Here is a 13,908-nt window from a genome sequence, read left to right on the forward strand (position 1 = left end):
AGATGTGTATAAGAGACAGCCCACAGGAGTGGTTTGACCGGCAACAGAGTATCTACAGGATCAGTAACCGCGGTCGAAATCCACTTCGCCACGCAATGCCTCACCCGCCTGATACGCACGCAAATTGTCGACAAACAGCTGGGCCATCATCGGTGGCGAGGTCGGCGCCGAGCTGTGCCCGGTCAACAGCAAGCCCCAGGCCGTCCAGAACGGATGCTTGGCCGGCAGCGGCTCCTGACGACAGACGTCAATCACCGCGCCCGCCAGATGCCCCACGCGCAAAGCCTCGACCAGATCGGCATCAACCACGGACACACCGCGCCCGGCATTGATGAATACGGCATTGGGATTGAACTGCGCAAACAGCTCGGCATCGTACACATCATGGGTGTCCGGGGTGTTGGGCAACAGGTTGATCACGTAATCCACCTGCCCCACCAGGCGCGGCAAGTCGCTCAGCACACCCACTTCCTTGAACGGTGCCAGCTCGCGGGCGGTTGTGGCGATGGCATGCAACTCAACGCCAAAAGGCAGCAGAAACTGCGCCACGGTCTGGCCAATATCCCCGGCCCCGACGATCAGCACCTTACGCCCGACCAGGCTCTGGCCCATGCGGTTATCCCACTTGCGCTCGACCTGGCTGACCAGCCGGGCCATGACTTCACGCTCGTGGCCGAGCATGTAGGTCAGAACGTATTCAGCCATTACCTGACCAAAAATACCCACGGCGCGGGTCAGTCGATAATCACGCTTTAGGCCTTCGGCCAACAACGGCGTGATGCCCGCCCAGGTCGACTGCAACCACGCAGGCTTGTGGCCCTGGCGCAGCAGGGTCGCCAGCAGGTCCGGCTGGCCCAGCCACACCGGGCATTCACCGGCCATGCGCGACAGTTCCTCGGAATCGCCGCTGGACTGCAGTTGCAGATCCGGGGCGAGGCGCTGCAGCAGTTGGGTGTACAGCGGGTAATCGTGCTCGGCAATCAGGACGCGCATGTTTCTAACCTTTCCAAAACACTGCCAGCGCCCGTCGCCGAGGTTTGCCCCGTCGCGTTCGGCCAGCGCCAATCAAAATGAGTCCGTTTCAGACAGGCGCCCGGAACCGGGCACCTGGCGCCGCACTTACATCGGGTCGTTGCGACGCAACAGCTCTTCAGGCAAGTGCTCGATGTATTCGTCTTCGGCCGGCGGCATTTGCAGGTGATAGCCCTGGCTCTCGAGGTTTTCCAGAACCTTGGTGATGTCTTCGCGCGACAGCTTGCGCTCGGGCGTCAGCACCAGATCAAAGGCGTGGATCGGCTTGCCAAAAGCCAGCATCAGCGGTTCCGGCACGCGCTCCAGGGCATCGGCCTTGAGTACATACAGGTACATTTCGTTGCGTTTGGTGCTGCGGTAGATCGAGCAAATACGTTTCAAGACAGTTCTCCAGCGGTGGCCAGGCAATCGAGCAAGGCCTGGCCCATCAACTCACGGCGCCAGCCGCGCAGTGATTCCGGCAATTGATAAGGGCCATTGGGGAAGCCGCTTTTAAGCAGGGCTTCCAGGGTTTTCTTACGCAGCATCAGTTCCGGCGCAATGTTCAGGCGCTCAGCTTCAGCCTGGCCGATGGCACGCAGACGCTTGATCAGCAACGCGGCTTCAACCGGCAACGGCTCGGGCACGGCGGGCGGCCATTGTTCCGGCGGCAGACTGCCAGCACGCTTGATCAGATCAAGCAAAAACTCACCGTCCTGACGCACGGTGCGCGGGTGCATGTCTTCAATGCGCGCCAGTGCCACCAGGTTATCAGGCTGGGTTTTGGCCAGAGGCCACAATGCATGCTCGCGTATCACGCGGTTGCGCGGCAGGTCCCGGGCACGGGCTTCGTGCTCGCGCCAGGCGCAGATTTCACGCAATACCGCCAGTTGGGCCCGTGACAGCTTCCACGCCAGCTTGGCTTCGCGGTACACCTCGTAAGGATCTGTTTCGCGGCGCAGGTTGGCGACCAGTTCGGCGCCATCTTCCAGCACCCAGCGGTACTTTTCCGCCGACAGGCGCGGATGCAGCAACTTGTAGACTTCAGCCAGGTGCACGGCATCTTCGGCGGCGTAGCTGATCTGGGTTTCCGACAACGGACGCTGCAACCAGTCGGAGCGGGTCTCGCCCTTGGGCAGATCGATATCCAGGACTTCCTTGACCAGGCGCGAATAGCCCATGGAGAAGCCCAGGTTCAGATAGGCGGCTGCCAGTTGGGTGTCGAACAGTGGCACCGGCAGGCTGCCGGTCAGGCGCAGTAAAACCTCAAGGTCTTCACTGCAGGCATGCAGCACTTTGACCACCGTCTGGTTTTCCAGCAGGTCGGCCAGGGGCTGCCAGTTGTCGATGGTCAACGGGTCGATCAGGTACGCCCGCGTGCCGTCGCCAATCTGGATCAGGCCGGCAATCGGGTAAAAGGTGTCGACCCGCATAAATTCGGTGTCGAGGGCTACGAACGGCAATTGTTGCCATTCGGCGCAATGCTGGCCGAGGCTATCGTTGTCGCGAATCCAGTGAATATCGATGGCCACACGGCTCTCCCTTGAAGAATGGCGCGCAGTATATATCGCCGCCAGGGATTACCGGACATTGCCTCGTCATGTTGTGCGCGAAAAAACCTACGAAACTTCCATATAAAACCCGCATCCCTAGAGTGATTTCCTCTATAAATTGCCTGGCTCAACGCCATTGAAGATTTGTTACAACACATTATGTGACAAGCCAGTCGGGCCACTGTGAGCGGGCACGAGTAGATTTGCGCACTAAAAACCGAGGATACCCCATGAAAATGACCTGCAAACTGTCAGCACTGGCACTTTCGCTGATAGGCCTTTGCTCTTTTGCCAGTAGTGCACTGGCAAAGGGTTCTGACCTGGATGCAGTGGTGCAAAACGGCGCCAGGCACGTAATGCAAGAATACGCCGTGCCCGGCCTGGTCATCGCCGTGAGCGCTAACGGCAAGCAACACTTTTACAGCTTCGGTGTCGCGTCCAAGGCCAGTAAAGAGCCAGTGACCCCCGACACGCTGTTCGAGGTTGGCTCGGTCAGCAAACTGTTTACCGCAACCCTGGCCACTTATGCTCAGGCCCAGGGCAAGCTTTGGCTGTCCGATACCGTCGGCAAATACGAGCCGGAACTTGAAGGCACACCCTTTGGCAAGGTAACCCTGGCCCATCTGGCCACCCATACTGCAGGCGGCTTCCCTTTGCAGCTGCCGGACAGCGTGCAGGACGAGCGCCAGTTGATGGATTACCTCAAACGCTGGAAACCCGCCTACCCGATGGGCACCCAGCGCAGCTACGCCAATCCAAGCATCGGCATGCTCGGCGTGATTGCCGCCAAAAGCCTGAACCTGCCGTTCACCCAGGCAATGGAGCAACAACTGTTCCCGGCACTGGGGCTGCACAACACCTACTACACCGTGCCCGCCAGCAAAATGACGTTGTATGCCCAGGGCTACGACAAGCAGGATGCACCGGTCAGGCTTAACTCCGGCGTGCTCGGCAATGAAGCCTATGGCGTGAAAACCAGCGCCCGCGACCTGATCCACTTTACCGAGCTCAACCTGGGCCAGGGCGAAACCAGCCCGCAGATTCGCAAGGCTCTGGCTGACACGCACATCGGTTATTTCCGCGTGGGCCCCATGACGCAGGATCTGATCTGGGAACAGTACCCTTACCCTGTCGAGCTCAAATCGCTGTTGGAAGGCAACTCGAACAACATGGCCTATGAAAACAATGACGCCATCGCCCTGAATCCGCCTCTGGCCCCACAACAGGCGGTATGGGTCAACAAGACCGGCTCAACCGGCGGCTTTGGTGCCTACGCGGTGTTTGTGCCTGCCAAGCAAAAATCGATCGTCATTCTGGCCAACAAGAACTACCCCAACGACGCACGGGTCAAGTTGGCATACGAGGTGCTCAAGGCCCTGGACTAAATGTCCTTGCGCAAGATGTAGATGCTGCCCATGCCACAACCGGGCAGCACTTCGTACTGTTTGAGGATACTGAAGCCTGCCCGCTCAAATTGACCTTCAATTTCGTCCTTGTTCACCACGATACGGAGCGGGTCACAGCCCTGCTCCGCCGCACGACCAAGGGGCACAGAAAGGATCAGGCCGTCACGACTGACCCTGTGCAGCTCGCGCAAAATGGCCTGGCGATGATCGCTGTCGCGCACATGGTGGAACAACTGCATGCAAAAAATGCAGTCCACGGCGTTTTCCGAAATATCGATGGAAAACACCGAGCTTTGAAACAGCTTGATGCGCGCCAGCAGGCCGGCGGGATGGTGGGTTTGTGCGTGATCGAGCATGGCCTGCGACGAGTCGCAGGCCAGGATCACCCGATTGCCATGCTCGGCCAAAATCGGCCAGAAACGCCCGGCTCCGCAAGCCAGATCCAGGATCAGTCCAGGCTCGCCCGCAACCTTGAGCGCCCGGCGCACCAGGCGCCGCTCGCGCCACAACACGAACCTGCGGGCAAGCCCTTGGGGCTGTACTTGCAGGCAAACCTTCGCATGCTCGCGGTCAAACTGCTCGGCGAGCTCATGCTCTATAGGGGTGGAAGGTGGCTGCGATGACATGGGCCCGCGAACTCTTGTGTTTGATGATGATCAACGCAGAGATTATCGGGGCACCAGTGAAAAAATTGTCACAAAACCATGAAAACAGGCGGGTCACGCCTGCTGCAAATACCAGCGCCAGTCCTGCTCGCCCACTTCGCCCATGAATTGACGGTATTCCGCGTTTTTCACGGCCAGGTAGACCTTGAGAAACTCCGGACCGAAGGCTTCTTTTGCCCACTCCGAAGCCTGCAACGCCCGCAAGGTGGTCAGCCAGTCGGTCGGCAACCGCTCGCTGGCCTGGGCATAGCCATTGCCTTCGACCGGCGCACCCGGGTCGAGTTGCTCGCGAATGCCACGATGGATTCCTGCCAGAATAGCTGCCGCGGCCAGGTACGGATTGGCATCGGCACCACATATGCGGTGTTCGATATGCCGTGAAAACGCCGGACCACCGGGCACCCGCAGGCTCACCGTACGGTTGTCCACGCCCCAGGTAGCGGCCAGCGGCGCATAACTGTTGCTCTGGAATCGGCGGTAGGAGTTGGCATTGGGGCAAAACATCAACAGTGAATCGAGCAAAGTGCTGAGCATTCCGCCCACCGCCTGCCTGAGTAACGGCGTACCGTCCGCTGCCTCGCTGGCAAACAGGTTGTTGCCGTCCTTGTCGGCCAGGCTCACATGCATGTGCATGCCGGTACCGGCCAGATCATCGAAAGGCTTGGCCATAAAGCAGGCAACCATCCCGTGCTTGTGCGCCACGCCTTTGACCAGGCGCTTGTAGCGCACCGCTTCGTCCATTGCCTGCAGCGCGTCACTGCGATGCTCCAGGGTAATTTCCACCTGCCCCGGCGCATATTCGGAAATCGCCGTGCGTGCAGGTATCCCCTGGAGCTTGCAAGCGCTGTACAAGTCGGCCAGAAACGGCTCGATCTGTTCCAGCTCGCGCAAGCCGTAAACCTGGGTCGCCCGCGGGCGCTGGCCATCAGCATCACGGGCCGGTTGCGGGCGACCGTTGCTGTCGCGCTGCTGATCGAGCAGATAAAACTCCAGCTCCGCCGCCATCACCGGGTAATAGCCATCGGCCTTGAGGCCATCGATAACCTTGGCCAGCAAGTGCCGGGGGTCGGCCACTGTGGCGGGCATGCCCTGTTGGGGATGCATGCTGACCTGTACTGCCGCCGTGGGAATCAGGCGCCACGGCATGGGCTGCAAACTGCCGCTGACGGGATAGGCACGGCAGTCGATATCGCCCACATCCCACACCAGGCCGGTGTTTTCCACATCATCGCCGTTAATGCTCAAGCCCAGAATCGTGCTCGGCAGCGGCCGACCGCTCTCGTAGACCGCCAGCAACTCGTCGCGGTGCAGCAACTTGCCGCGAGGCACGCCGTTATTGTCGATGATGAACAGTTCGAACATCTCGATGTGGGGATGTAATTCCAGAAAATCCAGGGCTTGTTGCAGCGGGGCAAACGCGGTTGCAGCACTCATGGCAATACTCATCGGTTCGTATCAGACAGGCGCCGGGGCGCACATATTCAGGATTTGACGGCACGATGAAGATCCGGCGGGCGGGCATGACGGCAGTGAAACAGGGCCCAGAAGGCCTGCCAGGGGCACTGAATGCTGCTCATACCTGCAACCGTTGCCAAAAAGGGAACCCAGCCTCACACGCCCGGGTGGGTTGTTTAAATGCAGGGATTTATACCTTTGGTTACATCGGCGCTAAACAATCAAGCCTCTGTGGGAGCGGGCTCTGTGAACGTTTCAATCCCCGGCAAGGTCGCATGCAGTGTCTATCCTGCTTGATCCACCCTACTGCTTCGAGGAGCCCGCACCATGACCAGAACGGTTGCCGATTTCATCACCGAAACCCTGCAGCAAGCCGGCGTAAAGCGTGTATTTGGCGTGGTGGGTGATTCCCTCAATGGCTTTACCGACGCCTTGCGTCGCCAGGAGCAGATTGAGTGGATCCATATGCGCAACGAGGAGTCCGCCGCATTCGCCGCCGGGGCCGAAGCCCATTTGACCGGCGAGCTGGCGGTTTGCGCCGGCAGCTGTGGCCCCGGCAACCTGCACTTGATCAATGGCCTGTTCGACGCCCATCGCAGCGGAGTACCGGTGCTGGCACTGGCCGCTCACATCCCCGGCAGCGAAATCGGTATCGACTATTTTCAGGCCACCCACCCCGAAAGCCTGTTCAAGGAATGCAGCCACTACGTTGAACTGGTGTCCCGCCCTGAGCAGCTGCCGCAGATTTTGCATCGGGCCATGCGCACAGCCATCGCCAAACGCGGAGTGGCGGTGGTAGTGATTCCGGGGGATGTGGCGCTGCAAGCGACCGAGGCCAAGGTGGCGCAATGGCTCAAGCCTGCCCAGCCGCTGGTCTGTCCCGCCCCGCCCGATATCGACCGGCTGGCGTCGTTTCTCAATGACGGCAAGAAAGTCACACTGCTGTGCGGCGCAGGCTGCGCCGGTGCCCATAGCGAAATCCTGGCCCTGGCCGAGCGGTTGAACGCGCCCATCGTGCATGCCCTGCGCGGCAAGGAACATGTCGAATACGACAACCCCTATGACGTCGGCATGACCGGCCTGATCGGCTTCGCCTCGGGTTACAAGGCGATGATGAACTGCGACACCCTGCTGATGCTGGGCACCAACTTTCCTTATCGCCAGTTCTATCCCGAGCACAGTTATATCGCACAGATCGACCTGCGCCCCGAAGCCCTGGGCAATCGCTGCCCGCTGCAACTGGGGCTGCTCGGTGATGTGAAGCTGACACTTGAGGCAGTATTGCCCAAGGTGATGCAAAACCCCGACCGCGACCACCTCGACCAGGCGCTGGACGATTACAAAAAAGCCCGGGAAGACCTCGACGCCCTGGCGGAAAGTGGCCCTGGCAGCTCTATCATCCACCCCCAGTACCTCAACCGGCTGGTCAGTGAGCTGGCGGCAGAGGATGCGATTTTTACCTGCGACGTTGGCACCCCCACTGCGTGGGCAGCCCGCTATTTGAAAATGAACGGCAAACGGCGCCTGATCGGCTCGTTCAACCACGGCTCGATGGCCAATGCCATGCTGCAGGCCATCGGCGCACAGGCGACATACCCGGATCGCCAGGTTATCTCAATGTCCGGCGACGGTGGTTTCACCATGATGATGGGTGACTTCCTCACCCTCAGCCAGGTGGGCTTGCCGGTCAAGGTCATCGTGCTCAACAACGGCACCCTGGGTTTTGTCGAAATGGAAATGAAGGCAGCGGGCTTCCCGGATGTGGGTTGCGACCTGAAAAATCCGGACTTTGCGGCAATGGCCCAGGCCATGGGGGTTAAAGGGATTCGCGTGGAGCATCCATCCGAACTGGAAGCGGCGCTGCGCGAAGCCTTCGCCCATGACGGCCCGGTGCTGGTGGATGTGGTCAGCGCCCGTCAGGAGCTGGTCATGCCGCCGACCAAGACGTTCGAACAGGCCAAGGGCTTCAGCCTGTTTATGCTCAAGACCGTGATGGACGGCCGCGCCCGGGAGCTGATCGACCTGGCCAAAGTCAACTTGTGGCGCTGATTAACTCTCCAATAACCGCAGTACTTTGTGGGAGCGGGCTTGCTCGCGATGAAATTGACGCGGTTTACCTGACAGACCGCGCCGCATGCATCGCGAGCAAGCCCGCTCCCACAGGGAGACCTTGACCGGAAACAGAGTTTCTACACGATTGAAAACCGCTACAGCTTGCGATCACGAGCAGCTCTCGCCTAATATACGTTCCATATACATTTCATATTGGAACGCTGATGGGCATCGTCAAGATATCCGAGCAGATGCACGAAAACCTGCGGGTCGCCAGCAACGCGCTGAGCCGCTCGATCAATGCACAAGCCGAGCACTGGATGCGGATCGGCATGCTGTCCGAACTGCACCCCAACCTTGATCACAACCAGATCTGCCGCCTGCTGGTGCGGGCCGAGCAGGCTGGCGGCCTGGACTTGAATGTGGCACTGCAAGACACCCCCCTCGCAACCGGAGCACATTCATGAAGGCCAGCGTCGTTATCAACACCCCGGCGCAAATCGCCCAGTCCAAGGTCGCGGGCAAGCTGGCCGCCGAAGTGCTGGCCATGATCGGCGAGCACGTCAAGGCCGGGGTCACCACCGACCAGCTCGACCGGATCTGCCACGATTACATCGTCAACGTGCAAAAGGCCATCCCCGGCAACGTGGGCTATCACGGTTTCCCCAAAACCGTATGTGCTTCGGTCAATGAAGTGGTATGTCACGGCATCCCGTCCAACCGCGTGCTGCGCGACGGCGATATCGTCAATATCGATATCGCCGTGGTCAAGGATGGCTGGTTCGGCGATACCAGCCGCATGTACTTTGTCGGCGAGCCAAGCCCCGCAGCCCGGCATCTGGTGAAAACCACCTACGACGCCATGTGTGCCGGGATCCGCATGGTCCGCCCGGGCGCAACCCTGGGCGATATCGGCCACGCCATCCAGACCCTGGCCGAGAAAGAAGGCTTCAGTGTGGTACGCGAGTATTGCGGCCACGGCATCGGCAAGGTCTATCACGACGAACCGCAGGTGCTGCACTACGGTTATCCGGGCCAGGGCATGAAGCTCAAGACCGGCATGATTTTCACCATCGAACCGATGCTTAACGCTGGCAAGCGCCATGTGAAGACGCTGCCTGACCACTGGACTGTCGTGACCAGGGATGGCTCGCTGTCGGCCCAGTGGGAGCATATGGTGGCCGTGACTGACGACGGCTTTGAGGTGCTGAGCCCGTGGCCGGACACCCTGGCCGAGTACCCCGCCATTGTTTGACGGGCACTACACAGGGACGGCGCCATGACTGTTGAAAGCTACGACCAACTGGCGATCTTCGCGGTAGTTGCCCAGGAGCGCAGCTTTACCCGCGCCGCCGCCCGCCTGGGCATGTCGCAACCGGCCCTGAGCCGGGCCATGCGCCAGCTCGAGGAACGCCTGGGGGTGCGCCTGCTGGCGCGCACTACCCGCAGCGTTGCCCCGACCCAGGCGGGCGAGCACCTGCTGCAGGTGATCGCCCCACGCTTCGACGAGATCAACAGCGAGCTGGCGCTGCTCAGCAAGTTCCGTGACCGGCCAGCGGGCAAATTGCGCATCACCGCAGGGGAACATGCGGCGATTGCGGTGCTGCAGCCGGTGCTGGCGCGGCTGCTGCCCGACCACCCGGACTTGAGCATCGAGATTATCGTCGACTACGGCCTGACCGATATCGTCGCCGAGGGCTTCGATGCTGGCGTGCGCCTGGGCGAACAGGTGGCCAAGGACATGATTGCCATGCGCATCGGGCCCGATATGCGCATGGCGGTGATCGGCTCCCCCGCTTACTTCAGCCACTACCCCAAGCCGGTGATCCCGGCCGATCTCATGGCGCACAACTGCATCACCCTGCGCATGCCTACCCACGGCGGCCTGTTTATGTGGGAATTCGAAAAAAACGGCCAGGCACTCAACGTGCGGATCGAAGGCCAACTGGTGTTCAACAACATTGCCATGCGCCTGGAATCAGTCCTGCAGGGGCTGGGCCTGGCCTATATGCCGGAAGACGTGGTACGGCCCTATATCGAGCAGGGCCGCCTGATCCGTGTGCTGGAGGACTGGTGCGAACCCTACTCCGGCTACCACCTCTACTACCCGAGCCGACGCCAGTCCTCCCCGGCCTTCACCCTGCTGCGCGAAGCCTTGCGTTACCCAGGCTGAGGAGGTGCCAGCTCACGGCTTTGCCCGTCCACCCCGCAGCCAGCATGGCAGGGCTCTGAAACTTAACGGCTCTGGTATTGCTCATCCGTCACTTTCTCCATCCAGGTCACGCTCTTACCGTCCACGCTGCCGGTGACGGCCAGATGAGTCATGGCACCGTCCGCTGCGGCGCCGTGCCAGTGTTTGACGCCCGGTGGGCAAACCACCACATCGCCGGGGTGGATTTGCTGCACCGGATTGCCCCACTCCTGGGTCAGTCCCACGCCGGACACCACCACCAGCCGCTGCCCGGCCGGGTGAGTGTGCCAGGCGGAGCGGGAGCCCGGCGCAAAGGTGACGTAGGCACCCGAAGCGTTGATTTCCTCGCTGGCGGCAAACAGCGGATCGACCCGTACCTGCCCGGTAAAGTAGTCCTCGGGACCCGCTGTCGAGGCCTGGTCGGCGCTGCGGGTGATCTGCTGCGCCCGGGCCTTGTCGTCAACGGCTGACGATCCGGCGGCACCCGCCAGGGGGGCCGCAACACACATGGCAAGTGTCCACAGTGTCCGCTTCATGCAAACCTCCCGGAATCAGAGTGTTCTGGCATAGAAATCAGCCAGCTGGTTAATGGCAGTGTCCACATATTCAGGCACCCAGTAGGTCTGGATATGGGTCGCACCATCGATCTTGAACAGTGTCTTGTCCTGGGTGCCCGTGGCCCTGGCGAAGGCCTGCTCGGTCATATACAGGGTGTCGGCCTTGCTGCCGGCAATCATCAGCAACGGTTTGTTGAGCAATTCGAGCTGGTTGGTGGCGTCGAAACTCATCAGGTCCATCAGGCTGCTGAGGGTGTATTTGAAGGTCGAGTTGGGGTGGGAGTGGGTTTTGCCGTAATACTCGAAACCTTCGCGATACAGATCAAAGGGCAGCTTGGCGATCTGCTCGTCGGTGAGTTTGACATCGCCGGTGTAGATTACTTCGCCACCTGCCGCTTCCTGGGCACGGGCAGCGGAGGCCTGCTGCAGACGCTCCTGGAGGGTGTCCAGTTGCGAATCCATAAAGCCATTACGGCGTACCAGACCTGAATTGAACATGCTCACGGTGGCAATCGACTGGAAGCGCTTGTCGCTCTGCCCGGCCTTCAGGGCATAGCCACCGCCGCCGCAGATGCCCAGCAGGCCCATGCGCTCGGGGTCGACCCCAGGGTAACTGGCAATAAAATCGGCCATGCCGTGGATGTCTTCAACACGGTTGGCAGGCTTGTCCACGTTGCGCGGCTGACCGCCGCTGGCGCCCTGGTAGGCGGCGTCGGCGGTGATGGTGATATAGCCCCTGTCCGCCAGGCGCTGGGCATACAGGCCCGCCACCTGTTCCTTGACCCCGCCGTTGGGGTGCGCGACGACAATGGCGGGGTATTTCTTGCCCGCATCGTAATTGGCGGGGGTGTACACATTGGCGGCGATGTCCAGGCCATTGAGCTGGTAGGTGACCGGGTGGATATTGACTTTGCCTGGCTCGTTGCGAGTGATCGCACCCGCGTAGGTCAGGGTGAACAGGTTGGTCTTGTAGTCCCCCGCCTCCGCGGCGGACATGCCGACCATTGCGGCCATAAACGTGGCTTTAAGCACCGTAAACGTCACAGGAATCTCCCTTTCAAGTTAAAACTTCTGTAGGAAACGGCCACCAGAGGTGTGCGCGTATTCAATACAGAAGTAACTTAGCGCGTAGGAATTCATTGATAAACGCGGCTTTATTGATAGCACTTATACCAATTACGCATAAATCCACCGACTGGTGATTGGCACCCGCCGTCGGCCGCAAGCGGGCGATAGCCGCAGCTCAGCAATTATTCTTGTTTACGGGTGTGACAGAGCGCTCACCCCTACCTACTCTGCTAGTGACCTGCGCACCGCCAGGTTCTGGAGTCCAAACCTCTATTCAAGTTTTTTTGCGCTTATCGAACATGCCCATGACCGACAGCTTTAAACCATCACGCCCATTGCCCGTAAACCTGCGCGGCCTGATCCTCTGCATTGTTCTGGCGTCAGTCCTGGCGACCCTGTGCAACAGCCTTGTGGTGGCCTATCGCGTACAACGCGACGCCCTGATCCATTCGACCCTGGAGTCCAATGCTGCCTATGCGGCAAAAGTTGCCTCCAGCATTGGTGAGTTCTTGCGCGCAGCCCACAACAACCTGAACTACAGCGCCAAAATCCTCGGCAAGCACTGGGACGATCCCCAGGTGCTGCATGAAGAAGCCTTGAGGCTGGAGGCACAGGATCAGTATTTCAACTCCGTCGAAATCCTCGATGCCAACGGCAAAGTCCTGGCCTCGAATCCGCCACAGGCGCAGATTGTCGGTTCCAACGTCCCGGCCAGCGGTATCAGGCAAGTACTCCAAGAGCGCCGGGCACTGGTCAGCTCGACCTATGTATCCCGCCAGGGCAACTTGATCGTATTCGTATCAGAACCTGTTTTCAGCAAGGCCGGTGTGTTTCTCGGCGCCGTGGTCGGGTCTATTTACCTGCTTGATCAAAGTGCCTTGCACACCGTCATCAGCAGCCACTTTCATCACGAAGGCACTTTTGCGTTTGTGGCCGACAGCAATCGTCGACTGCTCTACCACCCCAATCCTGCGCGTATCTCTGAAGTGCTTGGTGAAAACCTTGCGGTTGATGCGGCCCTGGGCGGCGAACGCGGTTCGATGGAAATAAGGAATTCCGAAGGCGTCGAAATGCTGGCAGGTTACAGCCAGGTCCCGGACTCAAATTGGGCGGTAGTGGTGCAACAACCCAGGGAGCATAGTCAGGCGACCTTGCGCCGGCTTATGCACGACATGATCATGGGCATGATTCCGGCCGGGCTTCTGGGGATGGTACTGGTATTCGTCGGCACAACGCTGATCGCCCGGCCCCTGCGCCTGCTGTCTGCCGCGGCGCAACAGTTGTCCGCGCCGCAGACTACGGAGTTGCTGCAACGTATCAACGCCTGGTACCACGATGCTTCGGCCATCCGCCAGGCCATGCTGGCGGGCGTGCAACTGCTGCAGCAAAAGCTTGGCCGCCTCAGCCACGAGGCGCAAAGTGACCCTCTCACCGGCCTGGCCAATCGCCGGGCCATGGAAGAACTACTGAGCGTGCTGGAGCAGACCCAGCAGCCCTACACGGTACTGGCACTGGATATTGATCATTTCAAGCGGGTCAATGACACATTCGGGCATGACGCTGGCGACGTTGCACTCAAGCAGGTTGCCGAAATCCTCAAGCAAAACTCACGGGCAAACAACCTGGCATGTCGCAGCGGCGGGGAGGAATTTTCGCTGCTGCTACCGGATACCACGCAAGAAACGGCCAGAGCCATCGCCGAACGCATACGCCAAAGCATCGCAGACGCTCGCATACCGCAAGTCGGCAACCTGACAATCTCCATAGGTGTTGCCAGCAAGGCCGGCGCGCCAATGACACCGCAGCAAGTACTAAAACTGGCCGACGAACGCCTTTACCGTGCCAAGGAAAGCGGGCGCAACCGGGTGGTGTCTGCCTGAGGGGAAATGGGCACCGCATTTATCGACGCCCACGAAAAAGCCCCTGAAATGTTCAACCATTTCAGGGGCT

12 protein-coding genes and 1 pseudogene are annotated in these 13,908 nt (G+C 60.1%); 6 read left to right on the forward strand and 7 right to left on the reverse strand.

What is annotated here, in order from left to right; translation table 11 throughout:
• Window positions 1-60: 60 nt before the first annotated feature.
• The 3 genes from QN377_RS05200 to rnd form a co-directional block, all read right to left on the reverse strand.
• The gene (locus QN377_RS05200) at window positions 61-993 is read right to left on the reverse strand and encodes a D-2-hydroxyacid dehydrogenase (RefSeq protein WP_095002173.1); all 933 of its coding nucleotides are present in this window, start codon (window positions 991-993) and stop codon (window positions 61-63) included.
• A 126-nt stretch (window positions 994-1,119) separates the two neighbouring features.
• Window positions 1,120-1,413 carry a YcgL domain-containing protein gene (locus QN377_RS05205; RefSeq protein WP_095002174.1) on the reverse strand — a complete coding sequence of 98 codons (294 nt, stop codon included), beginning with the start codon at window positions 1,411-1,413 and terminating at the stop codon, window positions 1,120-1,122.
• Window positions 1,410-2,543 (reverse strand): ribonuclease D, encoded by a 1,134-nt coding sequence (gene rnd, locus QN377_RS05210; RefSeq protein ID WP_095019346.1) that lies wholly within the window; start codon window positions 2,541-2,543, stop codon window positions 1,410-1,412. The genes QN377_RS05205 and rnd overlap by 4 nt, the downstream gene beginning before the upstream one ends.
• Window positions 2,544-2,794: 251 nt before the next feature.
• Here rnd and ampC point away from each other — a divergent pair, with 251 nt between their 5' ends.
• On the forward strand, window positions 2,795-3,949 hold the full coding sequence (gene ampC, locus QN377_RS05215) for a class C beta-lactamase (RefSeq protein WP_095019347.1): 1,155 nt from the start codon (window positions 2,795-2,797) through the stop codon (window positions 3,947-3,949).
• On the opposite strand, the gene QN377_RS05220 is transcribed toward ampC, so the two are convergent.
• Window positions 3,946-4,596 (reverse strand): class I SAM-dependent methyltransferase, encoded by a 651-nt coding sequence (locus tag QN377_RS05220; protein ID WP_095019348.1) that lies wholly within the window; start codon window positions 4,594-4,596, stop codon window positions 3,946-3,948. The two genes, ampC and QN377_RS05220, sit on opposite strands and share 4 nt — an antisense overlap.
• Window positions 4,597-4,689: 93 nt before the next feature.
• A complete protein-coding gene (locus QN377_RS05225) occupies window positions 4,690-6,069 on the reverse strand; it encodes a glutamine synthetase family protein (protein WP_095002178.1) in 1,380 nt (459 codons plus the stop codon).
• 348 nt (window positions 6,070-6,417) lie between these two features.
• Between QN377_RS05225 and poxB the strand changes: the two genes are divergently transcribed.
• The 4 genes from poxB to QN377_RS05245 all read left to right on the forward strand — a co-directional run bounded on the left by poxB (window position 6,418) and on the right by QN377_RS05245 (window position 10,315).
• A complete protein-coding gene (gene poxB / locus QN377_RS05230; protein ID WP_095002179.1) occupies window positions 6,418-8,139 on the forward strand; it encodes a ubiquinone-dependent pyruvate dehydrogenase in 1,722 nt (573 codons plus the stop codon).
• 227 nt (window positions 8,140-8,366) lie between these two features.
• The gene (locus QN377_RS05235) at window positions 8,367-8,609 is read left to right on the forward strand and encodes a ParD-like family protein (protein ID WP_016780087.1); all 243 of its coding nucleotides are present in this window, start codon (window positions 8,367-8,369) and stop codon (window positions 8,607-8,609) included.
• Entirely contained in the window at window positions 8,606-9,397 is a 792-nt protein-coding gene (gene map / locus QN377_RS05240; RefSeq protein WP_095019350.1) for a type I methionyl aminopeptidase, read from the forward strand. The genes QN377_RS05235 and map overlap by 4 nt, the downstream gene beginning before the upstream one ends.
• Window positions 9,398-9,421: 24 nt before the next feature.
• Window positions 9,422-10,315, forward strand: coding sequence for a LysR family transcriptional regulator (locus tag QN377_RS05245; protein ID WP_095019351.1), 894 nt, complete (start codon window positions 9,422-9,424; stop codon window positions 10,313-10,315).
• 65 nt (window positions 10,316-10,380) lie between these two features.
• Here the strand turns inward: QN377_RS05245 and QN377_RS05250 are convergent.
• Window positions 10,381-10,869, reverse strand: a pseudogene (locus QN377_RS05250) (cupin domain-containing protein); the annotation flags it as partial.
• 15 nt (window positions 10,870-10,884) lie between these two features.
• Window positions 10,885-11,934, reverse strand: a complete 1,050-nt coding sequence (locus QN377_RS05255; protein WP_322213276.1) for an alpha/beta hydrolase — start codon at window positions 11,932-11,934, stop codon at window positions 10,885-10,887.
• 329 nt (window positions 11,935-12,263) lie between these two features.
• Between QN377_RS05255 and QN377_RS05260 the strand changes: the two genes are divergently transcribed.
• Window positions 12,264-13,838 carry a sensor domain-containing diguanylate cyclase gene (locus tag QN377_RS05260; RefSeq protein WP_322213277.1) on the forward strand — a complete coding sequence of 525 codons (1,575 nt, stop codon included), beginning with the start codon at window positions 12,264-12,266 and terminating at the stop codon, window positions 13,836-13,838.
• Window positions 13,839-13,908 lie beyond the last annotated feature (70 nt).

This window comes from Pseudomonas sp. CCC4.1, assembly GCF_035019225.1.
GTDB classification, from domain to species: domain Bacteria; phylum Pseudomonadota; class Gammaproteobacteria; order Pseudomonadales; family Pseudomonadaceae; genus Aquipseudomonas; species Aquipseudomonas bubulae.